This window comes from Sphingobacterium yanglingense (assembly GCF_004363245.1).
In the GTDB taxonomy this organism is placed as follows: Bacteria; Bacteroidota; Bacteroidia; order Sphingobacteriales; family Sphingobacteriaceae; genus Sphingobacterium; species Sphingobacterium yanglingense.
This window is the reverse complement of record NZ_SNYV01000011.1, coordinates 1034726-1057094: the sequence shown is the minus strand read 5'-3', so window position 1 is coordinate 1057094 and position 22369 is coordinate 1034726. Positions and strand designations below refer to the sequence as shown.

The 22369-nt window shown below is 41.7% G+C and carries 19 protein-coding genes; 9 read left to right on the top strand and 10 right to left on the bottom strand.

Annotated elements, in window-relative coordinates; translation table 11 throughout:
- Window positions 1-12: 12 nt before the first annotated feature.
- Genes CLV99_RS06815 through CLV99_RS06790 form a run of 6 tightly spaced genes read right to left on the bottom strand, consistent with a single transcriptional unit; the run spans window position 13 to window position 5490 of the window.
- The gene (locus CLV99_RS06815) at window positions 13-1002 is read right to left on the bottom strand and encodes an LLM class flavin-dependent oxidoreductase (RefSeq protein WP_133583720.1); all 990 of its coding nucleotides are present in this window, start codon (window positions 1000-1002) and stop codon (window positions 13-15) included.
- A gap of 53 nt (window positions 1003-1055) precedes the next feature.
- Window positions 1056-2237, bottom strand: coding sequence for a THUMP-like domain-containing protein (locus tag CLV99_RS06810; RefSeq protein WP_133583719.1), 1182 nt, complete (start codon window positions 2235-2237; stop codon window positions 1056-1058).
- Window positions 2230-3498, bottom strand: coding sequence for an aspartate kinase (locus CLV99_RS06805; RefSeq protein WP_133583718.1), 1269 nt, complete (start codon window positions 3496-3498; stop codon window positions 2230-2232). Before CLV99_RS06805 ends, CLV99_RS06810 begins: the two co-directional genes overlap by 8 nt.
- A gap of 42 nt (window positions 3499-3540) precedes the next feature.
- On the bottom strand, window positions 3541-4344 hold the full coding sequence (locus CLV99_RS06800; protein WP_133583717.1) for a DUF3298 and DUF4163 domain-containing protein: 804 nt from the start codon (window positions 4342-4344) through the stop codon (window positions 3541-3543).
- A complete protein-coding gene (locus tag CLV99_RS06795) occupies window positions 4345-4800 on the bottom strand; it encodes a GNAT family N-acetyltransferase (protein WP_133583716.1) in 456 nt (151 codons plus the stop codon).
- Entirely contained in the window at window positions 4801-5490 is a 690-nt protein-coding gene (locus CLV99_RS06790) for a YggS family pyridoxal phosphate-dependent enzyme (RefSeq protein ID WP_133583715.1), read from the bottom strand.
- Between the two features lie 83 nt (window positions 5491-5573).
- On the opposite strand from CLV99_RS06790, the gene CLV99_RS06785 reads away from it, so the two are divergent.
- From CLV99_RS06785 to CLV99_RS06775, 3 genes are read left to right on the top strand one after another with little or no spacing between them, the layout of a single operon-like run.
- Window positions 5574-6224, top strand: coding sequence for a DUF4296 domain-containing protein (locus CLV99_RS06785; protein ID WP_133583714.1), 651 nt, complete (start codon window positions 5574-5576; stop codon window positions 6222-6224).
- A complete protein-coding gene (locus CLV99_RS06780; protein WP_133583713.1) occupies window positions 6224-8605 on the top strand; it encodes an endonuclease MutS2 in 2382 nt (793 codons plus the stop codon). The genes CLV99_RS06785 and CLV99_RS06780 overlap by 1 nt, the downstream gene beginning before the upstream one ends.
- Before the next feature lie 56 nt (window positions 8606-8661).
- Window positions 8662-9093, top strand: coding sequence for a hypothetical protein (locus CLV99_RS06775; protein ID WP_133583712.1), 432 nt, complete (start codon window positions 8662-8664; stop codon window positions 9091-9093).
- Window positions 9094-9095: 2 nt separating this feature from the next.
- On the opposite strand, the gene CLV99_RS06770 is transcribed toward CLV99_RS06775, so the two are convergent.
- From CLV99_RS06770 to CLV99_RS06755, 4 genes are all read right to left on the bottom strand, one after another.
- Entirely contained in the window at window positions 9096-9980 is an 885-nt protein-coding gene (locus CLV99_RS06770; RefSeq protein ID WP_246032707.1) for a helix-turn-helix domain-containing protein, read from the bottom strand.
- Between the two features lie 11 nt (window positions 9981-9991).
- Entirely contained in the window at window positions 9992-10660 is a 669-nt protein-coding gene (locus tag CLV99_RS06765; RefSeq protein WP_133583711.1) for an ankyrin repeat domain-containing protein, read from the bottom strand.
- 11 nt (window positions 10661-10671) lie between these two features.
- On the bottom strand, window positions 10672-11997 hold the full coding sequence (locus tag CLV99_RS06760; protein WP_133583710.1) for an amidohydrolase: 1326 nt from the start codon (window positions 11995-11997) through the stop codon (window positions 10672-10674).
- Window positions 11998-12102: 105 nt separating this feature from the next.
- Window positions 12103-12321: a hypothetical protein gene (locus CLV99_RS06755; protein ID WP_133583709.1), complete on the bottom strand. Its 219-nt coding sequence runs from the start codon at window positions 12319-12321 to the stop codon at window positions 12103-12105.
- 286 nt (window positions 12322-12607) lie between these two features.
- On the opposite strand from CLV99_RS06755, the gene CLV99_RS06750 reads away from it, so the two are divergent.
- The 6 genes from CLV99_RS06750 (at window position 12608) to CLV99_RS06725 (ending at window position 22362) form a co-directional block, all read left to right on the top strand.
- Window positions 12608-13336 (top strand): histidine kinase, encoded by a 729-nt coding sequence (locus tag CLV99_RS06750; RefSeq protein ID WP_211348439.1) that lies wholly within the window; start codon window positions 12608-12610, stop codon window positions 13334-13336.
- Window positions 13329-14054: a LytR/AlgR family response regulator transcription factor gene (locus tag CLV99_RS06745; RefSeq protein WP_133583708.1), complete on the top strand. Its 726-nt coding sequence runs from the start codon at window positions 13329-13331 to the stop codon at window positions 14052-14054. Before CLV99_RS06750 ends, CLV99_RS06745 begins: the two co-directional genes overlap by 8 nt.
- A gap of 117 nt (window positions 14055-14171) precedes the next feature.
- Window positions 14172-16448 carry a cation:proton antiporter gene (locus CLV99_RS06740; protein ID WP_133583707.1) on the top strand — a complete coding sequence of 759 codons (2277 nt, stop codon included), beginning with the start codon at window positions 14172-14174 and terminating at the stop codon, window positions 16446-16448.
- A gap of 293 nt (window positions 16449-16741) precedes the next feature.
- A complete protein-coding gene (locus CLV99_RS06735; RefSeq protein ID WP_162850040.1) occupies window positions 16742-17314 on the top strand; it encodes an RNA polymerase sigma factor in 573 nt (190 codons plus the stop codon).
- Window positions 17315-17395: 81 nt separating this feature from the next.
- The gene (locus CLV99_RS06730) at window positions 17396-18568 is read left to right on the top strand and encodes a FecR family protein (protein ID WP_133583705.1); all 1173 of its coding nucleotides are present in this window, start codon (window positions 17396-17398) and stop codon (window positions 18566-18568) included.
- A gap of 86 nt (window positions 18569-18654) precedes the next feature.
- On the top strand, window positions 18655-22362 hold the full coding sequence (locus tag CLV99_RS06725; RefSeq protein WP_133583704.1) for a SusC/RagA family TonB-linked outer membrane protein: 3708 nt from the start codon (window positions 18655-18657) through the stop codon (window positions 22360-22362).
- Window positions 22363-22369 lie beyond the last annotated feature (7 nt).

The window sequence follows — 22369 nt, the reverse complement described above, 5'->3', positions numbered from 1 at the left end:
TGTATATAAAATCTACAATAATGCGCTAGCGATGATGTCGAAAGACTCCAATCGCTTCGCTTCATCAAAGATATAATTTGTTGTCATTATTTCATGTGCTTTGTATTTTTTCGCAAAAGCGGAGACTTCAGACTTGATGGTTGATTCTGTTCCTATAAATGTACAGCTTACCATTCTGTTTACGGCTTCTTCAATTTCTGGAATGCCATGATAAACGGGTTTTTCGGTCGGTGGAGACAATGGTTTGCGGAGGTTGGTCAATATACCTGCAAACATGTTGAAGAGACTCGTTGATAGGAATTGTGCCTCTTCCTGGCTCTTTGCGGCAACGATGTTGACACAGATGATAAAATAAGGTGCAGCGAGGGTCGGAGAGGGCTTGAAATTGCTGTAGTATATTTCGGAAGCCTGTTCTAACATGGCGGGCGCAAAGTGTGCCGCAAAGGCATAAGGTAAGCCTAGTTCTGCTGCTAGGTAGGCGCTATCTGTACTGGAACCTAATATATAGATCGGTATATTGAGTCCTTCACCAGGGAAAGCTCTTACTTTAGCATCTACGTTATTCTCGTCAAGGTAACGCTGTAGTTCAAGGATGTCATCTTTAAAGTAGAAAGACGTATTTAGGTTATTGCGACGTAAAGCCATGGCAGTAAGCTGATCGGTACCTGGAGCTCTACCTAATCCCATATCGATCCTTCCGGGATATATACTCTCTAGCGTGCCAAACTGTTCGGCAACAACCAATGGTGTGTGGTTGGGCAACATGATCCCTCCAGAGCCCACTCGTATTTTGGACGTCTTACCTGCAATATGTCCGATGAGAACAGCTGTGGCAGAGCTGGCGATATGGGGCATATTATGGTGCTCGGCAAGCCAGATACGGTGAAAACCCAAATCTTCTATATGTTGAGCACCGGTTACAGCGCGCTGTATCGCCTCAGAGGCATTGCTGTTCTTGCAAATTGTGGCCAATTCTAGTGCAGAAATCTTTATTTTTTCCATAGAATAAAGATACAAGAAATGAAAAACAGGAATTGTAATGGCTTTGTCTTTTCTTAGACTTTATGCCCATGTATGACAATAGGATTACCTAGATAATCGGTGGTGAAAAATAAATATTCATTTCCACCATCCTTGATTTTGAACTTCTTCTTTATTTCCTCGACCTTCATCGGGAAGTTTTTGGTAGCTACATTCGCTTTATCTAAAGAGGTTCTTCTTTTGAAAGCAGACAATTCGAAAACTTCTTTAACCAAGAACGCCCGGCCTGGAAAGTCTGGTTCTAGGCTATCGGAAGTATAGAGGTGCGAATGGGTGTGTATTTTAAATAAATTGAACCGCTTGGCAACTGTTTTGAAAGCTCCGGCTTTGGTCACGCTGACATCTGGGTCGTAGAGATAGGTGAGTGGCTGCGAAGTGCGTATCAAGGCTTGCTTTTCTTCCTCTTGTGTAAAGGTCAGGGTCTGTATCTGATCTGTAAATAAGCGTATAGCGACTATTTTGGTCTCACCGGTATAGGTGGAGTCTTGAATAAAAAGTAACTCTTTACAATCGCTATCTACGCTGATGACGTAGACCAACTTGACATGTTTAAGCTTTTGGAGGGCGGTGCTGATATCTAGTAATGGAGACAGTTTGCAGATAATATAGCGGGATTTGCGAAAGAACATATCCTGTGCTGCTATAATGTTAGGTTCGCAATCTTCTAGTAAGAATACCTTTGCATGATTGACCCGTCTCGAAGGGTCGATTAGGATATAATCTAAAGACTGGTCCGCCTGTGCCTGGACAAAATCAACGCCATTGGTGGCAATACATACGATATTAGGTACGCCGAGTACAGTAGCATTGTGCTTAACAATCTCCGACAGTCGTTCATTGAGCTCGCAATGTACGACGATATCTGCCTCTTGGGCCATGTAACAGCTATCAACGCCAAAACCTCCCGTTACGTCAACGACTTTACTGCCCTTCTTGATCAGGGTCTGTTTGATCAGTGCGGTATGCTCCGAAGAGCATTGTTCGAGATTGATTTTGTCCGGATAATAGATTAGGGAAGAGAAAGCCCATGTTGGAAGTTTTTTTACAGCACGTTGCCAGCCATCGATCTGAGCTGCGATTTCGGAAGAACTCACGCTGCTGAATGGGCTTTTCTTTAAGGCGATATCACTGGGAGAGTGCTCCCGATTCGCCCTAATGTGTGCTTGTACGTCTTTATCCAGTATATGGTTATTCATCAATATTTTTCACTAACATTTGACAGGTATAACTGTCCTTAAGTTCGCGAATTATTTCTTTATTTACTAATACTCGATCAATTGTTTGTTGATTGTAATACCGGATGGTGATTAATTCGAGTCCACGTGCTACCGATACTTTATACCTTTTCTCTAACTCGACCAATAAGGTATCTATGTTTTTTCCAGTATCATCAATAGCTACAGAAAAACTAATGGCACTATTGTGCATCATGTTTACCTTGATACGGTGTTGGTGAAAGAGATTGAATATATGACTGAGATTGTCCTCTACGATAAAGGAAAAATCTCGTGGTAATATGCTTATGAATACCTGATTGACCTTAAAGATAAATGAGGGGACAGGTAGTGTCTGATTGGTGGTCCTGATCTTGGTACCAGGGCTTTCTGGATCTAAGAATGAACGCACACTGAGTGTTATCTTCTTGTTTTGCAGCGGTTTTATGGTCTTTGGGTGGATCACCGTAGCCCCATAGTAGGTCAGTTCGATGGCATCTGTATAAGATAGCTCAGGGATGAGTTCTGTTTTTTCGAACCATTTAGGATCCGCATTCAATACGCCCGGTACATCCTTCCATATGGTGATGTCTTCGGCATTAAGACAGGAAGCAAAGATAGCTGCGGAATAATCCGAACCTTCTCTACCCAATGTCGTCGTGAAATTTTCCGAAGTAGATCCAATAAAGCCTTGTGTAACGATAACCTGATGGTCTAGGATAGAGGGGAGGTCTCTTCTGATTTTTTCTTCGGTGAGTTCCCAGTTTACTTGTGCTTCACGGTGTGTATTGTCCGTCTGAATATAGTTACGGGCGTCTACCCATTGCGTAGGGATACCGATGTGGGTGCAGTAAGCGGCCAATATTTTTGAAGAGACTAATTCTCCGATCGACACAATCTGATCAAAAAGATAATCGTAAGAGTCTTGTGGTTCTTCTTCCAAAATCCACTCTATCTCTACAAAGGAATTGTTGATATCATCGAATGCAGGGTGGTTAGGATCCTCAAATAGATCCTGTAAGATGGTAAAATGATCTGATTTTACCTCTGCCAATAGTTCAAAAGGATCTCTCTCTCCTGTACAATAGGCTTTGGTAAGCTCTTCCAGTTTATTTGTCGTCTTATTGATCGCAGAGACAACGACAAGTAGCTCGGACGACTTGTATTTCGATAATATAGAAGTTACATTTTTAATGTTATCGGCACTTTTTACAGAGGCGCCACCAAATTTAAAAACCTGCATTAATGTTGTTATATAAGAGTTCCGGTTAGTTGAAGCTATGTATTATTGAATACTTTTAATATACCTTTTGGCCCGTGCATTTAGAATTTCCATGACTTCCTCATAGGGGATTTCTATTGTTGTAATCCCATCAGCATAAGGCCTTATCTCGTATTCGTTGTAATAAATAATCAACTTATCTTTCGTGAGGCCAAAGTTATCATTTAATGCGAATATTCCATCTGCAAAGAAAAAATCTTTAGAAAGATTACTGGTGTCCGATAGGTTTTCCTGTCTCCGGAAATGCTTCTCTGCCAATTTGGTCAGATCTTTGAGTTTTCCGGTGACAATAAGATCGGTCAGCTCCATTTTTTTGAAGAGGTCTAAATCAAAGACTGAGAAAAAAGTGAGGTGATTGCCATGTGCTCCGCCTGTATATTGATCGATCGAAGTTTTCAGTGTGAGAAATAGCGGTGTATTGAGTACAATCCGGCTATCGGAATCTTTGTACCAAACAGCATTGACGTAGCTGGTGCTGTTTTCTTCGACAAACTCATTGTAAGCGTCCAAGAATGAATGAGCTGCTTCTTCGGCATTGTTTTCCCGTTCGACAAATATGGATGGATTGATGAGTTCATTCATATTTGTACTTTCAAAGATAGGATGTGTTATCTTGTAATAAGCAGTGTCTGTACGGGTAGAATCAATGAGAAAATAATAACTGATTTCTTTTTTTGTATGGTATGTATAGTTGAGCGTATCCTGCAGAGAGGTCTCTGTGGCGGCTACAGGCTGTGTACTCCTGTTATGCTCATTGGCGCAGGATAGGGTAAAAGCTAGAAGGGTTAGAAGTATACCAATTCGCATTTACTTGTCAAAATTTAAACTTACGTTAATCCACTCTCCATCGAGTGTCGCACTATAGGATTCGTAAAATTTGATGGCCGGTGTGTTCCAGTCCAAGACTTGCCACATCATTCCAGAATATCCTTCTTCTTTGGCATGGGCAATAGTACGGTCTAAAAGCATCTTTCCTATCCCTTTGCCACGGTAAGGTTCGTTGATGATTAGATCTTCGAGGTAAAGCCGTTTGCCCTTCCAGGTGGAATATCGAATGTAATAGAGGGACATTCCTACAACCTGCAGGCCGTCGACAGCCACAAAGGCCCACCAAACGGGATTTTTGCCAAATCCAGATTCTATAAATTCTTCCATGCTGACAGTTACAGCATCGGGAGCTTTTTCAAATACAGCAAGTTCATGAATCAGCGTCATCATCGCCGCACAATCTTCCTTTCGAGCTGTACGTATTGTGATTGCCATTTATTTTGCTTTAAAATGTTTTATAATCCTCTTGCCGAAAATTGTACTACCCAGACGCACCATGTTGCCACCCTGTTCTATTGCTAGTTTGTAATCGGAAGACATACCCATGGATAGGGTGTCAAAACTTTCCTCTTTGCGGTAGTAGCTTACCTTAATACCATCAAAAAGCATTTTGAGTTCGTAAAACTCTTCTTTTATCTCTTTTTCTTTCTCGGTATTGGTTGCGATCCCCATCAGGCCGCGGATGCGCACATTTTTCATCGCTTTAAACTCCTCGCTTTCCAGAAGCTCGATGACTTCGGGATGGTCAAGTCCAAACTTGGTGTCTTCCTGTGCGATGTCTACCTGCAAAAGACAGTCGATGACGCGATTGTGCTTAATTGCCTGTTTGTTGATTTCGATCAGCAGCTTTAAAGAGTCGACCGATTGAATTAACGTAATGAAGGGAGCAATGTACTTTACTTTGTTGGTCTGCAGGTGCCCTACGAGGTGCCACTGTATGTCCTGTGGAAGTTTTTCCTGTTTTTCAACAAGTTCCTGTACCATATTCTCGCCAAATATCCGTTGGCCTGCGTCGTAAGCTTCTTGTATGTCTTCTACAGGTTTGGTCTTAGAAATAGCTACTAATGTGACGCCTATAGGATTTAATTCTTGTTGTACTTCCTGAATATTTGCAGTAATGTCCATGTATTCGAAAATTATTTTTGGAGATATGATCTACAAAGGTACCTATTACAAAGGCATTTTGTAAATTTGTACAAATTTAAATAATGCAGCGCTTATATTTTACCATTATTCTATTGTTTTTTTTGTTTAGTTCTTGTAGCAAACAAAAGCCAAAAGGTATTCTGTCAGAAAAGGAAATGACAGAACTGATGACGGAGGTATCACTTATTGATGCTTATCTGAACACCTTGCCAATAGATAGTGGCCGTAAGGTGATGCCGGTGTTGTATAATCATGCTTTCGAGAAGTTTAAGTTGGATTCCGTATCATTTGTCCAAAACCTTGACTATTATCTCGGAAATCCGCTATTGACGGAAAAGATATATACGAATATCAATACTGCACTTGCGGAAGAAGATAAGGTGTATCAACGTGAAGACTCTATCCGTAATGCTGTGGTACAAGATAGTATGCAGCGGGTTATGCGTTTGCAACGGTACACAGCGATGATGAAGGAGATGATTTCCAATGTACATCGGGATACGACTTCGTATACCTATGTGCTTTCTGGAACGGATTTTCTGACGAAAGCAGAACTTCATCTGAATGCCTATGGTATTCAAGTCCCTGTCATAACACCACCCTTGCCGGCCGTGCCCAAGCAAGAGGAAGAGGTGAAAGCTGATACCGCCGCGACAGGAGAGAAATTAGATACAATACCCAAAAAGAAGGTGCTGCGAAAACCTACTAATTAATGATTTACCCTCAGAATGCGATAGAAAAGCTAGGTTTTGCGGAAATCCGTGAACTAGTTAAAGAGAAATGTTTAAGTGAGGCAGGTCGGCAGATGGTCGATAAAATCCAGCCTCAGATAAAGCCAGATCAAATTGATCGTTTTTTAAAGCAAACCAACGAGTTTAAGAATTTATTGATACATGATGCTCCGCTTCCGGTGGACCATATGTATGCCATAAAACCTTTGGCAGAGAAAGCTAAGGTAGAAGGAGCTTTTCTTAGTGAAGAAGAGTTCTATCGGGTTTTATTGTCGTTAAGGACTGTATATGCTATTATCAGATACTTTAACGAACGCGAAGGACAGTATGCGCATCTGGAATTGCTATTTGAGCATCTTCCGATAGAAAAGGCTATTGTTCGCTCGATCGAACAGGTATTGGACGATAGAGGCAAGTTGAAAGATAATGCTTCACGGTTATTATTGGACCTGACACAGCAAATCTCAAAGAGTGAGCAAGAAGCGCGTAAACGTCTGGACAGTGTCTTCAAACAGGCACAGGCACAGGGATGGACTGTCGATGGCAACCTGACCATCCGAGATGGTCGGATGTGTATTCCTATCCTTGCTGAGAATAAAAGAAAAGTGAAGGGATTGATCCATGACGAGTCAGCTACTGGTCAAACAGCTTACATAGAGCCTGAAGAAGTATTTCATCTGAATAATAAGGTGAGGGATCTGGAGTTTGAACGTCGGAGAGAGGTGATTCGGATACTTACGGATCTGACAACAGAACTGAGGCCTCATGTCCCTTTATTGCTGTCTTATCATGGGCTATTAACTAAGCTGGATTTTGTGCGTGCGAAAGCGCTATTCGCTATCGACATACAGGCAAATATGCCGATCTTGACGAAAGAGGCGGGTATTAATCTGGTTCAGGCGAAGCATCCCTTACTGTTATTGAACGCGATGCGCGATAAATCGCATACGGTGGTACCTTTGAATATCAAGATCGATGATACAGACCGGATTATCTTAGTGTCTGGCCCCAATGCAGGTGGTAAGTCGGTGTGTATGAAGACGGTGGGGTTATTGCAGATTATGCTGCAATCGGGACTGTTGATCCCTGCCGATGATACGTCCTCGGTGGGAATATTTAAGCAGATATTTGCGGATATCGGGGATGATCAGTCTATCGAGAGTGATTTGAGTACGTATAGTGCCCATTTATCAAAAATGAAGCATTTTTCGACGTTTGCCAATGCGCGTACGTTGATTTTGATTGACGAGTTTGGAACAGGGACAGATCCTCAATTTGGAGGACCGATAGCAGAGGCGGTATTGGAGCAGTTGAATAAGAAGCAGGTGCGAGGGGTAGTAACGACACATTACTCCAACTTGAAGCTGTTTGCGAGTCATACGGCAGGACTGGAAAATGCCTCGATGCTATTTGATAATACACAAATGAAACCCCTGTATATTTTGCAGGTGGGAAAACCAGGTAGCTCTTATGCATTTGAGATTGCGCAGAAAATAGGGTTGTCGAAAGAAATACTGGAGTCGGCCAAGAACAAGATCGGGGTTCAGCAGAAGAAAGTTGATACGCTTTTGGTGGACTTAGAGCGTGATAAAAAGGAGGTGCTGGATACGAAGGTGGCAGTCACTAAACGAGAAAAAGAGCTTATCGAATTGAAGGCTAGGTATGAGTCGCTACAGGCTTATATCGAAGAGAATAAAAAAGAAATACTAAAAAAGGCGAAGGAAGAGGCGAAGGTTATCCTAAAGGATGCCAATCGATTGGTTGAAAATACGATTTCGGAAATCCGTTCGGTGAAGGCCGATAAGGAAAAGACAAAAGAGATAAGGTCTAAGCTCAATGCATCTCTCGATCAACACAGCAGTGCGACGGCGAAACCTAAAGTGACCAAAACGGTGGTGAAGAAAGAACCTGAAGGATTTGAGGTGGGAGATTGGATACGTATAGATGATTCGGGTTCTGAAGGAGAGATTATCGAGATCACAAAAAACAATAGTTTGATTGTCGCTTTAGGTGAATTGCGAACTGTTGTTAAAATGAATCGGGTAACGAAGTTGAGAAGTAAGGAAAAGTCAAAAGCGATTAAGCGGACTTCTGGAGTGTCCGCGACATCCGCTGCAGATTTTCATCCAGAAGTGGATGTGCGTGGTATGCGTACAGAGGATGCGCTTCATAAAATAGAGCTTGTCTTGGATAGGGCCGTAATGATCGGCTATCCATCTTTAAAAATCGTACATGGAAAGGGTGACGGAATATTGCGTAAATTTATCCGGGATTATTTACGTAAATATAATCACGTAAGTCGCTTTGAGGATGAGCATGCTGATCGTGGAGGGGATGGTATAACTTACGCTTATATCGGATAGGCACGGTGTTTGTTTTTCTATATTATTAATTTTTAACGCACGCTAAAACACGAATTATGGGATTTGTTTTTAAAGGTTTTTTCTTCATGTTGGGACTGACGGGGCTTGTTGTGGGGTGTAATTCTTCGGGTTCAATAGAGCAAAAGAATAGTCTTGCAGGTGATTATCTATTCCTGTCGGAGGGAGATACAATAAGTCTGGCGCTGCAGCAACAGAAAGATTCGGTATTCGGAGAGTTGAAATATGCTTTCTCGGGTAAGGATAGAAATGTTGGAAAGATAAACGGGACATTGAAGGATAGCCTGATCACGGGAGACTATAGTTTTGTATCGGAAGGAGTTCCTTCTGTCCGGCAGGTTGTTTTTAGAGTGACGGATCAGGGCCTAGTAGAAGGCTATGGTGAAATAGAAGAAAGTAATGGTAAGATGATATTCAGTGATAAAGATCATCTGAGTTTCGACCATGGCATGATTCTGCAACGAAAATAAGATCAGCTCCCTTCTTTAAACTCGGAGGGAGTCATTCCTGTTTTTTTCTTGAAAAACTTAGCAAAGTTGGCATGATCATAAAAGCCAAGGCTATATACAATGTCCTTCATAGAAAGCTCAGAGCTTTTGAGTAGTCGCTTTGCCTCTAATACTAACCTGTCCTGGATTAAGGAGGAGGCAGAGACATCGAGTGTCTTTTTGCTTAGGATATTAAGATAATTTGGGGTAATGTTAAGTTTTTCAGCATAGAAGGAGACGGACTTTTCTTCGGTATAATAGCGATCTATGTAAGCTAAAAAACGAGATAGGAGCGGTGTAGCACTATACTTTGCGAAGTCTTCAAATCTCGCGGCCGCACATTGGCTCACAAGAAGTGCAATCAGATTAATACGCGTCTGGATGATATCCCATAGTATCTCTTTTTTTGACATCTCATCATGGATGGCGGTAAACTCCTGTAACAGTAAACTATACTCTTTGGCATCTATGGTGATCACAGGATGATTTTGGTAATAAGATGTTGCGAATTTTAAATACGGAATAAGACGCTCGAACCGTTCGCGGCTCACCATAAGTTGATAGCCAATACTGTTTTCTTCTATCTTCCATTCGTGCACCTGTCCAGGGAAGAGCAAATGAATCTGATGATCTTCAATAGGATAATTTACGAAGTCGATGGAATGCGTACCTCCTCCTTTCTCGAAGAGCATAATAATAAAGAAGTCGTGCTTGTGGGGAGATTCAATAAGACGCTCTCCGCGGAGCTCATGATAAAGTACGCTTTTACTAGGAACGAGCCTTTCATTAAACTCTTGGATACCCAAAGTGGGAAAGAAGTCTGAACCCTGTAGCATACCTATGTTATAGTTTTCTATAAAAATAGGCATAAAATAACATATTATTTTAGTAATTGGGCAATCTTATGAAAGCCTTTTGCTTCTGCATGTTGTAAGGGAGTCCGGTTGTCATGGTCAGGGATATCTAAGGTGGCGCCAGCATCTTTTAATAGTTGAACGATCTGTTGAAACCGTTCGGTGCCGTCTCCTAATATAACAGCCTCCATGAGGGCAGTCCAGCCGAGACGGTTGACATGGTCTATAGGAAAGCCTTTGGTTGAGGCCAATAAACGTACAGTCTCTACATGACCGCGTTCGCAGGCAGGAATCAACGCGGTGCCGTTGTATCTGTTGAAAATGTCGAAGCGTGCACCATGAGCAAGGTATAACCTGACCAATTCGGTCTGCCCACTGGCTCCTGCATATAGGAACGGGCTATCTTGATTGTGAGCCTGTAGGTTGACGTCTGCTCCGTTTTCAACTAGAATCTTGGCGATTTCTATCTGTTTATTATTGGTCGCAATGAGTAGAAGCGATCTTCCACTGTCGTCTTTTGTATTTACATCAGCACCTTTTGAGAGTGCATTTTTGAGAGCTATAGTATCTGCTTTGTTTACCGCAGATAGGATATCGGATTGTGTCTGCATATTGTCTTGATTTTGTACGGGTAATTCCGCTTGACAAGAGACCGTCGATAGGGCAAGTGCCAGTAGAAGTAAGGACGTTTTCATCGTGCTTGAAATTAATAAACCTGGTTGCCTTTATGAATTAAGGATGTAATAGGTGAAATCCTTGAAACCGCTTCGGCCGAGCAACTGGCGTCGACGAGTACAGCATTCGCTTGATCTCCGATTTTTGGCCATTGTTGTTGACCCTTGTCATCTAGTGGGGCAGTACCTGCGGTGGCTAGTTTTAAAGCACGGGAAAGATCAAATTCGCTCGAATACCCATATAATTGTGCTGCAAGGTTGGCTTTTTGCAATACGCTACCACTACCGAACGTATTCCAATGATCGACTATACTGTCATTGCCTAACATGACATTGACTCCATGTTTTAAGAGTGTCGGAATAGGCATAGTAAGACCACCAAAGGGTACTGTCGATACAATTCCTATCTGAGATTCGGCCAGTTTTTCAGCGAGCTCTTCCTGCTTAGTCTTGTCGATGCACGCCAGAACAAAGGCATGACTGAGGTAAGTCTTACCTTTGAGGGATGGGTTTTCATTAACCTTTTCAATTAGATATTCTACCGTTTGTAATCCCGATTCTCCTGATTCATGCAGGTGTATGTCGATCCCCTTATGGTGATCGAGAGCGAGCTGAACGGTAAAGTCCATGGTCTTCTCGATTGCTCCATCAATGGTGTAAGGGTCTACACCGCCGATAAAATCAATATCCATTTTGGCCGCTTCTCTTAGGTAAGGGGCACTGTCCGTATAGAAGACTCCGTGTTGAGGGAATGCCACCAGTTCGGCACCGAAGCCATTCTTTTTATTTTCCAATGCCTGCTGTAAATTCTTAAGAGAATCGAGCTTCGAGGTTGGTTCTATATTGACATGGCTACGAGCGAATCCAGTACCATTGGATTGTAATAGCTCAATAAGCTTTTCCGCTTTGTATGTAGATTTTATCAATAGATCAGGAAGTATCTGCTGCTCGAGTGCAATCATACCTTTGACTCCGCCGGCACCCCGTCTTACAGCTTGCCAACGCTCGCCATAATACGTCTTGTCCAAATGGATGTGCATATCCTTGAAGGAAGGTAAAAGCAACATGCCTTTGGCATCGATAGCGTCCGCTATATTCTGCTGTTCGCTACTTATTTTGGTGAATTTTCCATTTTCTATTTCAATGGAAAAGAGGCTTGTCTTGGTAGCGATAATAGTCTCTCCGTCATACTCAAATCCGGTCTCCAGTCGGACATTTTTTAACTTAAGCTTGTTTGTTGTCATGACTTTGTGTGCTTTGTCCAGGCGATTTGCCCCTAGTATAGTTGAACCTACAGATAGCCCCGCTACTGCTAGCGCTGAGCTTCGAATGAAATTTTTCCGTGATAGGTGTCCCATGTTCGTTATATGCTTTTATACAAAAATAAAACAAGCTGACCTAAAGTGTGGGTATATTTTATAACATTACCTGTACGATTTATAGCTTAGGGGTGTGCGGCGCGATTACTCTTCGTATAAGCGGGAGGCTTCAATACCATGTGTGGCCAAGCTAGAAACTATTTCAATATGGTCTAATCGTATCCCTTCTATAATCAATAGGTTATAGATAGAATCAAAATCTATCTTCCAATGACGGATCTTGGCAATCCGTTGTAGTGCGTCTTGTACCTTTTGTGCAGACTGGGGAGTCCTGATGTTGGTTTCGAAAATGAGTTTTTCCATGATTACTAAAGTTTTAGTGTGGGACATTAAAAGTGTCCGATAAAGTCGATGTATATCACCGAACTGTTGATTGAAGTATGCTTAAGTTAAGAAAAACTGATAGAAGATTTATTGCTTAGGTTATATAATGTAATATGTCTGTGGAAAAATGTAATAAGTTCCAAACGGGGTTCTCTTTTGTAAAATGTCCCCACCAGAAGTTTCGTTTTTGCTTTTGGAATTCGTGAATGCGCCTCTTTTTACATAAGTTTGAACTATAAAAGGAGCTTTTATACGTCCGTTATCTATGTCTGATAATATCATTTATGCCATTTTTGGAGTCCTTGGGATCCTCTTAGGAGGACTATCGGTGTACTGTCTTTTTTTACGTAGGGAAAATCGTAGAATACGAATGGAGGGAAGGAGACAGGAGGACGTTTATAAACGTATGCACGATCGTCTTGATGATGTACATCGTACAGAATTAAATCCCCACCTCTTAAAGAATTCGCTGAATGCGATATTGTCACATGCGTATCAGACCTATTTTACAATGGATAAATTGGCGCAGGTATTGGACTATGTCCTATATGAGAGCCCAAATAAGTTAGTGTCACCCAAAGAAGAAATCGAGTTTGCTTTAAATCTGATTGAAATCAATAAAGTAAAGCTTAGTCCATTGTTTGATATACAGGTGAAGGTCGATGTAGATGAAGAAAATGAACCTTTGTTTTTATCGGCGGTGATGGTTCCGCTGATTAGCATTGATCTAATCGAAAATGCATTTAAGCATGCAGATATCCAAAGTGAAAATTCTTTTATAGCAATCGTCATCAGTTTTCAAGAAGGAGTGCTGGAGATTACCGTTAACAATACCATTTCTAAGAAGTCTCCTTTAGCAAAAAGAAAAGGGGGGATAGGAAGTAAAACTCTTGAAGAGCGATTGGTGCGCTACTATGCAGGAAGGCATGAGCTGAAAAGGTTTGTTGAAAATGATATCTATAGTGCTTACTTACAAATAAAAATGTATGAGTAATAGAAAGTTGAAGTGTATTATCTTAGATGATGAAATGCCCAGTCTAAAGTTCTTGAAGATACTGTTGGGGCAGCTCGAAGGGATTGAGATCGTCAAGGTCTTCAATGACCCACTGATGCTCGTCAAAGAATACCGCGAACTTGAATTCGACTTTTGTATACTTGATGTCGAAATGCCCCAGCTTACTGGGTTTGATATAGCAGAGATTCTTCGGGATTATCCCATTATTTTTGCTACGGCCTATAAGCAGTATGCCAGCGAGGCGTTTGATATTAATGCTGTAGATTATATTACCAAACCCATTTCGTTACAGCGGCTTAAGCAGGCTGTGGAAAAAGTCAAATCCCGGTTTTCGAAAAAAGGAGCTGACTTGACCTATGCCCAGTTTAATACCGATAAGGGCAAGGCCTTGATCCATTTTGATAAGATTTTATTTATCCGCAATTCGGATGTAGATAGCCGGGACAAGATCCTATTTTTTGAGGATGAAACCGATGTAACTGTCAAGAACATTAGTTTTGGTGGGCTGTTGACTGTTTTGCCCGATTCCGATTTTGTACGTATTAACAAGCGCGAGATTATATCCCTACGTATTGTGAAGTTCTTTAATTCGGAAGAGATTGTGACCACCCTGAAAGATCAATTGGATAAGCCTATGGTATTAGGATTGAGGGAAACGTACCGTAAGTCTTTTATGGAACTCCTTACCGGAGGTTAGTTACATTTTTTTACTGCTTCATTACATTTTTTTACCCAGATTTTGCGGTACATCTTAAGGCCTAAAACATTATGGTATTTTTGTGTATCAAATTATTAGCACAATCAAAAAGGTAAGATGAAGAACTATAAGAATACGGTATTTTATGTGATTTTGGTAGGCGGTCTACTTGCTGTGATGTATGGTGTCATCATGCTGGGGACACAATTACAGAATGCGGAGGCTATCGCTGATAAAGCAACAAGCGCAAATGCTTGGCAAGATTTTTTAGATTCTATCCATCATAGCCTAAGGCATCCGCTGGCTATCCTGTTGGCACAGATTGTAACGATTATTATTGCCGCCCGCATTATGGGATGGGTATGTATCAAAATAAAACAACCTGTTGTAATTGGGGAGATGTTGGCCGGAATAATTTTAGGTCCTTCCTTGCTTGGTTTACATTTTCCAGAGATTTCGGCTGTTCTTTTTCCAATAGATTCGTTGAGTAACCTACAGTTTTTAAGTCAGATCGGATTGATCCTATTTATGTTTATCATTGGTATGGAGTTGGATCTGAGTGTGCTTAAAAATAAGGCGCATGACGCCGTGGTGATATCGCATGCGAGTATTGTTATTCCCTTTACTATGGGGGTAGGACTAGCTTATTTTCTTTATCAGTATTATGCTCCAGCTAATGTAGAGTTTCTATCCTATAGTTTGTTCATAGGCATATCGTTAAGCATTACTGCATTTCCTGTCTTAGCGCGGATTATCCAAGAGCGGGGACTTCAAAAATCAAAGTTGGGTGCATTGGTCATCACCTGTGCGGCCGCGGATGATATCACTGCTTGGTGTATTCTAGCTGTAGTAATCGCTATTGTGAAAGCGGGAGCAGCAACAAGTGCGATTTATACCGTACTTCTAGCCGTCGCTTATGTATTGGTTATGATTAAAATCGTGCGGCCCTTTTTGCTCCGTGTGGGAGAAGTTAATTCTTCCAAAGATAGTCTGGGTAAGCGCGAAGTCGCCATCTTCTTTATCGTATTACTCCTCTCTGCTTTTGCCACTGAGGTGATTGGAATACATGCGTTGTTCGGCGCTTTTATGGCGGGAGCCATTATGCCCGAAAGTACACGGTTTAGGTCAATGTTTATTGAGAAAATTGAAGACGTAGCCGTATTACTACTATTGCCTTTGTTTTTTGTATTCACGGGGCTGCGCACACAGATCGGCTTACTTAATGAATTGGAGCATTGGCTGATTGCTGGGGTAATCATACTTGTTGCTGTAATAGGCAAGTTTGTGGGGAGTGCGCTGGCTGCGCGTTTTGTAGGGCAGAGCTGGAAAGATAGTTTGAGTATCGGAGCATTGATGAATACACGTGGGCTGATGGAATTGATTGTGCTTAATATTGGGTATGATCTAGGGGTATTGAGTGCCGAATTATTCTCTATGATGGTATTGATGGCTTTGGTGACCACCTTTATGACAGGCCCTTCGCTCGATCTTATAAACCGCTTGTTTAAGCCTAAGAAAAGTGCAATGGGAACCAAGATACAGGACAGAACAAAATATAAGATTCTTCTTTCTTTTGCAAAAAGTAGTACCGGGATATCGTTATTTAAGTTGGCCAACGCACTTACAGCACATTCCAAAGATAATTCCGTAATCACCGCTTTGCATATAGCACCTTCAAATGAACTACATCACTATGAAGTGGAAGAACAGGAGGAAGACAGCTTCCGGGATATTAAAGAAGTGGCGAAGAAGCTGGAGCAATCGATGTCGTCTGTGTTTAAGATATCGAGCGATATTGATACAGAGATTATTCAGACAACGCGTGAAGCAGAAACAGATCTCTTGTTGTTGGGGGTGAGCGAATCGATATATGAAGGAAGTATTTTAGGACGGTTTTTGGATTTCACCTCACGTATTATTAATCCAGAGAGACTGTTGCATACGGTAAAGCAAGCTGAATCACCTTTTCTGACTTTCAGTCGTAATGATCAAATCAATGCAAGGGTGACTGCAGCTGTAGGTATTTTGATCGATAAAAATTTTACTGCGGTAGACCGCGTTATTGTTCCTGTTTTTCAGCCGCAGGATATGTTTTTACTAACTTACATTCAAAAACTCATACATAATAGCAACTCACAGGTTATTGTTGTTGATTTTAAGAATGCGTTGAGAGATAACGAGGTATTCCGGGAGAAGTTGCGGCAATTAGAGCAACAGGTGCCGAACCATTTGGTCATCTATGGCGAGCAGGAGTTGACCGAGGACACGTGGCAGAAGCAGGATCTGATGCTCATTAATCTGACGGTATGGGAGGATCTGGCCGCTAAAGAAGTGACGTGGCTAAAAGACGCCCCTTCGACTTTGTTACTTATCGATAAGAAAAAGCTTTCATGACCCGCTTGCTGAAGGTTCATGAAAGTTACTGATGTCCATTAAACAGAACGAAGAGAGCTTATTGGATGCGTTGAAATACAATATCGAATCAGCTAAGACAGGCACTTTCAGAAAAGAATAAGAGGAATACTTGCTCATTTGGACGGAATGCTTGTTTTCTAGGGGATCTAGCGTATGCGAAGCGAAAACTTCGGTAACGACTGTCACGAACCCACTTGTTTTTACGTTATAATTACTAGATTTGACGAGATTTTGATGTGCAACTAGTGATAGAAGTAAATAAAATGGACCAAATGGTTAGCGATTTTCGGGCAGGTAAGCCTGAAGCCTACCAGGACATTTTTTATCTTTTTTACCAACCTCTTTGCTTATTTCTCGCCAAAATGGGATTAGATAACTTCGTTGCAGAAGAGATTGTTCATGATAGCTTCTTAAAGTTATGGAACAGGAATGGCGATTTTTCCGAACTTCATAGTATTCGCTCTTTTCTCTACGTAAGTTGTAAAAACGCAGCGCTCAATCTCTTGGATAAAGAGAAGAGACAACGTGTCAAAGAAGAGGGCTATCAATACAGCCTCGAGTGGTTTGATGTCCCTGTGACACAGCAGATGATTTATACCGAGACTATTCACGAAGTTCACCTGGCAATAGAAAAGCTCCCCGAACAATGCCAAAACGTAATACGGCTTCTATTTGTGGAAGGGTATACGCCGCAGGAGGTGGCCGACGAGCTGGGAATTACAAGTAGTACGGTCTACAATCAAAAAATGCGTGGTATACAACTGCTCAGGAATCTTTTAGACAAGGATCAGTTATTCGTGTTTATGCTTGTTTTTGGAACGGTTGTTCAGTCTGTTTCAAAATAAATAGGCTGATTTATAGCTTCTTGTGTTTTTCTTTAAAAATCTTTAGAGATTCTAGTCCCTTTTTCTGTTATACAGTTGATTATGGCGAAATACCCTCAACACATTGCGAAGATTTTATCTGCTGTACATTTTAGAGAATGGACGGAGGAAGAGAAATTATATATTAATGCCTGGTTGGCGGAGGATGGACGTAATCAAGTCGTATTGGATGCGGTATTGCGTAAAGTGTATGTTTCTAAGGATTTGCAACTACTCAACTCTTTTGATACCGCTCAGGCTTGGGAGAAGCATAAGTCTTTGATTAATACCGTACCATTAGCCGGTCGTTCAAATAACACCTACAGATGGAAGCCTTTTCTGTACATGGCAGCTTCACTTGTGGTAGTGATAGGCATCGTTCTATTTGGTGTACGTCAAGGGAAATCAGTACAAGAGGAGCCGATGGCAGCTATTCAGCCGGGCGTAAATCAGGCCACACTTAAGCTGGCAGATGGTACGGTGGTCTCCTTGAGTGCTGCTGAAGATGGGCTTTTGATGAATAATGGACTTACCTATGAAGATGGCGGGGCGGTAGCAGGTGTTAAGAAATCTGATTTTTCTTCGTTCGAAATGAGCACACCACGAGGGGGACAATACCGGATGACGCTACCCGACGGGAGTAAGGTCTGGCTTAATGCAGATACGAAACTAGCTTATCAAGAAGATGAAGAGGAGCGACATATCGATATGGAGGGGGAAGCTTACTTTGAGGTAGCCCATAACTTAAAGAAGACGAAAGGGAAAGAAAAGGAATCAAAGCCATTCAAGGTATTTACCAATGGCCAAGAGATTTCGGTGTTGGGGACGCATTTTAACGTGAAATCCTATAGCGGTGAGCGCAGGAATTATACAACACTGCTCGAAGGTTCGGTACGGATCAGTACAGAGAAGGAAAAAGTGGTATTGGTCCCAGGGGAGCAGAGTGTGGTAGAAGGGGCTTCAATAAAGAAAGCGGTGGTGGATCCATCTACCGTTCTGGCTTGGAAAGAAGGGAATTTTGTTTTTAATTCCGAACGTTTGGACGAAATTTTACAACAGGTAGGACGTTGGTATGATGTAGATTTTATCATTGAAAAGGAATACTTAAAGAGCGAGAAATTCGAGGTTATGGTGCCTCGTTTCGGACAATTGAAAGAACTGCTGGAGCTATTGCAAAAAACGGAGAAGATTAAATTCCGTTATGAAGACAGAAAAATATATGTAAGAGAAAAATAATAATAAAAGGAAGGGTAGAAGCGATTGCGGCGCCTCTACCCGAAGGCCTAAAACTGTAGTACAACAAATTTTTAAAACCTAATCAAATGTATGAAAATTATGGACAGGATAACCGTGTCTCGAGCGGTTATTTTGCTGGATTAAAACAATTTGTCTGTTACCAACTACTAAGAGGTAGCAGAACGTGGAGGAGAAGAGTTATGCGAGTGTCATTGACTTCTATTTTTATGACTTTCTGCATGATGCAGCTGTCGGCTAGTGGTATAGCACAGCAAGTCACGCTGAAAGCAAAGTCAACATCAGTACGCCAGGTCTTTATGGCGATCAACAAGCAGACGGGGTATCATTATGTATGGTCTGCCCGTGATGTGGATCCGAATACCAAAATTTCGGTCGATATCGTGCAAAAACCTCTAGATCAGGCTTTGGTTTCGATTTTGAACAGCCTTGATCTGAGTTACGAGATTGATAATAAAACGATCGTAATCAAGGAAAAAGGAAGAGTTGCTTCAAACAATGCTACAAATCGTGTTACGGCTTTTGAAGAAGTACAGCAAAAGCAGGTATCTGGACGTATCGTAGATGCGCAAGGAAAACCTGTCCGTGGTGTAAGTATCCGTGTCAAAGGAACTGAATTGGGGACCGTGACGGATGAACAAGGTTACTTTAAGTTTACACAGACTGTTGATGCAGGACAAAAATTAGAATGTTCTTGCCTAGGCTATAAATCGATGGAAGTAACGGCTTCTACCAATATGGGGACGATTGTACTTCATGATTTGAGTGCCGAGGTGGAAACAGTAGATGTGGTGTTTAATACAGGTTATCAAAAAATTAGTAAAGAACGTGCTGCGGGATCCTTTGCGCATATTACAGCCAAAGATATGGAAGGTCGGTTGCAGACCAGCTTTCTAGAACGTGCTGAAGGATTGTTGCCGGGTATGGCGCTTAATCTGAATAAATCCTATGCCAATCCGCAGTATAACAATAATACTTTAGGTATCGAAGTTCGTGGTCGTTCTACTATATATGCAGAGGCGTCTCCATTGATAGTGGTAGACGGTATGCCTTATCAAGGCGATTTGACAGCCCTCAACCCGAATGATATTGAAACGATGACCGTATTGAAAGATGGATCTGCTGCATCCATCTATGGGGTGCGTTCAGCTAATGGAGTTATTGTTATTACCACTAAGATGGGGAAAGAAGGACCTGCAAAGATTGATTATTCTAATACTTTATCTTTTAAAGGTCTACCTAATCGTTCTTACCAAAATAAAATGAGTTCGGCCGAGTTGGTTGATTTTCAGAAAGACATGTTCGGTTACCGTTCAGGGTCTTTTGCTAACATCGATCCTCGTAAGGGAATGAATGAAGTATACCAGATCTTATACCAACACAAAGGTGGCAAAATTACGGCCGCAGAGATGGAAGAACAGCTTGATGTGTACCGTAACCGTAGCCGTTACGATCAGATGGACGAATTCTTGAACTCGACTATTTTGGACCAACAGCACAATCTATCGCTTTCCGGTGGTACCGATCGATACAAGTATAGCTACTCGTTGAATTATACACAGCCCGGCGATTATAACAAAGGTCGCCCAGTGAATAAGGGTTTAGGATTCAATATTCGGAATAACGTAAAATTGACCGATTGGGTAACTGTGAACCTAAATGTGTTGGGTAAGAACCAACGTCAGTCCGGAAATACAGGCTTTAATTTTTATGATCAGTACATGGGAGGCCGTGCTTCCTACCTAACTTTTCGTAATCCCGATGGTAGTCCATCGCAGTGGTACCTAGGGAAGTCTCAGTTTGAAATCGATCGATTGAATGCGCTTGGATTGGAAGACGAAACCTTCATACCTATTGATCAGGTGGGCAAGACGCATCTTGATTTTTATAATAAATACATCAATATCAATGTCGGTGCCAACTTTAAGTTGATGAAAGGGCTGACTTTTGATTTGTTGTATCAGACCGAACGTACCGAAGGGTATAATGGTACTTACTATGCCAAAGATGCACAGAACTTGTCGGCAGGTTCAACAGGTATATACGTGCCTACACAGGTTAATGATGCGACGCAGATCAACCAAAATGGAGAGGTGAAAAGATTAGTACCCCAAGGTGGGCAATTCTCGGAAAAGCGGAGTGATAACAACTCACATACCTTACGTGGACAGTTAAATTATGAAAATACCTTTGCAGATAAGCATGAGGTTAATGTAATAGCAGGTGCGGAGCAACGTCAAATGACAAATCGCTTTACGGATTTGTACAAATATGGCTATGATCCAAGTGCTCTAGCTTACAAAGCGATGAACGAGGAATTATTTGGTATTTTTATACAGAATACGCAATCTGTATCAGGGGGAGTGACGATCAATAAGATGGAGAAGGGGTTTCAAGAGATAGTGGATCGTTTTGTGTCATTCTACGCTAACGGGTCTTATACTTACAACCGTAATTTGACATTGAGTGGAAGTATCCGTATAGATCAGTCCAATTTGTTTGGTATAGATATCAAGAATCAGTATAAACCCTTATGGTCTGTGGGAGGTTTATACAAACTACCAACATTTGAGCAGGATTGGCTGGATCGCTTGTCAGTACGCATGACTTATGGGTTTAATGGCAACGTATCTACAAAAAGTGGACCTTATTTGATTTCTCGTGTGAGTTCTAGTATGAACCCTTATAATAATGGCCTACAGGCATCGATTACCTCGCCGGAAAATCCATTCTTACGCTGGGAGAAAACGAATGTCTTCAACTTTGGTGTAGATGTATCGGTATTCCACAGACTGGACGCAAGCATTGACTTATATAATAAAAGTACGTCAGATCTGTTAGGAAGTGTTGCTATCGACCCTACATTGGGTTGGTCTTCAGCTTATCGCAACTATGCCAACATGCGTAATAGAGGGATAGAGATCGCATTGAACGGTAAAGTTATCGACCACGATGCTTTTAAATGGAATTCCACATTGAATTTCTCTTATAACCAAAACAAGATTACAAATCTATTTATCGCAGAAGAGACACCATACTCTTATTACAGTACAGTACAAAACAGAGTAGGCAAACCAGTTGGTTCGTTATATAGTATTGATTATGCTGGGTTAGATGCTAAAGGTGAGCCACAGGCGCGTAAGGCAGACGGTACATTGGTGAAATCTACCCAACAGCTGAGTGTAGAGGATTTAATTTACAATGGAACGACGGTGCCTCCTTACTCGGTAGCGTGGCGTAACGGTTTTGATTACAAAGATTTCTCCTTGAACTTTATGTTTATCTTTAACGGCGGACATGTGATGCGCTCAGTACGTCCAGAGCCTTTGACCAAGTTGGCTGAATTAAATTATAATAGCAATTTTGACAAACTGTGGTTAGATTATTGGAAGCAACCTGGTGATGAAGCTAACCTAGATATCGCTCCACGATTTATGTCAGCAGCTTCTACATCTGTTACGGATCTTTATTCCTCAGCTAGTCGATTTGTCGAACGTGCAGATTATATCAAGCTAAGAGACATTTCGTTGAGTTACAATCTGCCAAGTAAATTGATTGCCAAAACACCATTACGTTATATCCGTGTTACTGGGCAGGTGATGAATGCCTGGCGTTGGGCAGCCAATAAGCACAATTTAGACCCAGAATCATGGGCTGGCTATGGTGCGATTCGTGGTGATGTTACCCTCCCTTCTGATACTCGGGTATCCGAGGTGCCTTCTAGGGGGGTATTGGCTCCTGTAACGTACAACTTTGGTGTATCAATTGGTTTGTAATAGTAAA

Excerpts from the sequence above, each read along its gene's own strand:
- CLV99_RS06795 (WP_133583716.1), bottom strand. The coding sequence starts at position 4,800 with ATGGCAATCACAATACGTACAGCTCGAAAGGAAGATTGTGCGGCGATG.
- CLV99_RS06775 (WP_133583712.1), top strand. The coding sequence starts at position 8,662 with ATGGGATTTGTTTTTAAAGGTTTTTTCTTCATGTTGGGACTGACGGGG.
- CLV99_RS06760 (WP_133583710.1), bottom strand. The coding sequence starts at position 11,997 with ATGGGACACCTATCACGGAAAAATTTCATTCGAAGCTCAGCGCTAGCA.
- CLV99_RS06755 (WP_133583709.1), bottom strand. The coding sequence starts at position 12,321 with ATGGAAAAACTCATTTTCGAAACCAACATCAGGACTCCCCAGTCTGCA.
- CLV99_RS06815 (WP_133583720.1), bottom strand. The coding sequence starts at position 1,002 with ATGGAAAAAATAAAGATTTCTGCACTAGAATTGGCCACAATTTGCAAG.
- CLV99_RS06780 (WP_133583713.1), top strand. The coding sequence starts at position 6,224 with ATGATTTACCCTCAGAATGCGATAGAAAAGCTAGGTTTTGCGGAAATC.
- CLV99_RS06735 (WP_162850040.1), top strand. The coding sequence starts at position 16,742 with ATGGTTAGCGATTTTCGGGCAGGTAAGCCTGAAGCCTACCAGGACATT.
- CLV99_RS06810 (WP_133583719.1), bottom strand. The coding sequence starts at position 2,237 with ATGAATAACCATATACTGGATAAAGACGTACAAGCACACATTAGGGCG.
- CLV99_RS06745 (WP_133583708.1), top strand. The coding sequence starts at position 13,329 with ATGAGTAATAGAAAGTTGAAGTGTATTATCTTAGATGATGAAATGCCC.
- CLV99_RS06750 (WP_211348439.1), top strand. The coding sequence starts at position 12,608 with ATGTCTGATAATATCATTTATGCCATTTTTGGAGTCCTTGGGATCCTC.
- CLV99_RS06725 (WP_133583704.1), top strand. The coding sequence starts at position 18,655 with ATGTATGAAAATTATGGACAGGATAACCGTGTCTCGAGCGGTTATTTT.
- CLV99_RS06770 (WP_246032707.1), bottom strand. The coding sequence starts at position 9,980 with ATGCCTATTTTTATAGAAAACTATAACATAGGTATGCTACAGGGTTCA.
- CLV99_RS06790 (WP_133583715.1), bottom strand. The coding sequence starts at position 5,490 with ATGGACATTACTGCAAATATTCAGGAAGTACAACAAGAATTAAATCCT.
- CLV99_RS06800 (WP_133583717.1), bottom strand. The coding sequence starts at position 4,344 with ATGCGAATTGGTATACTTCTAACCCTTCTAGCTTTTACCCTATCCTGC.
- CLV99_RS06785 (WP_133583714.1), top strand. The coding sequence starts at position 5,574 with ATGCAGCGCTTATATTTTACCATTATTCTATTGTTTTTTTTGTTTAGT.
- CLV99_RS06730 (WP_133583705.1), top strand. The coding sequence starts at position 17,396 with ATGGCGAAATACCCTCAACACATTGCGAAGATTTTATCTGCTGTACAT.
- CLV99_RS06740 (WP_133583707.1), top strand. The coding sequence starts at position 14,172 with ATGAAGAACTATAAGAATACGGTATTTTATGTGATTTTGGTAGGCGGT.
- CLV99_RS06765 (WP_133583711.1), bottom strand. The coding sequence starts at position 10,660 with ATGAAAACGTCCTTACTTCTACTGGCACTTGCCCTATCGACGGTCTCT.
- CLV99_RS06805 (WP_133583718.1), bottom strand. The coding sequence starts at position 3,498 with ATGCAGGTTTTTAAATTTGGTGGCGCCTCTGTAAAAAGTGCCGATAAC.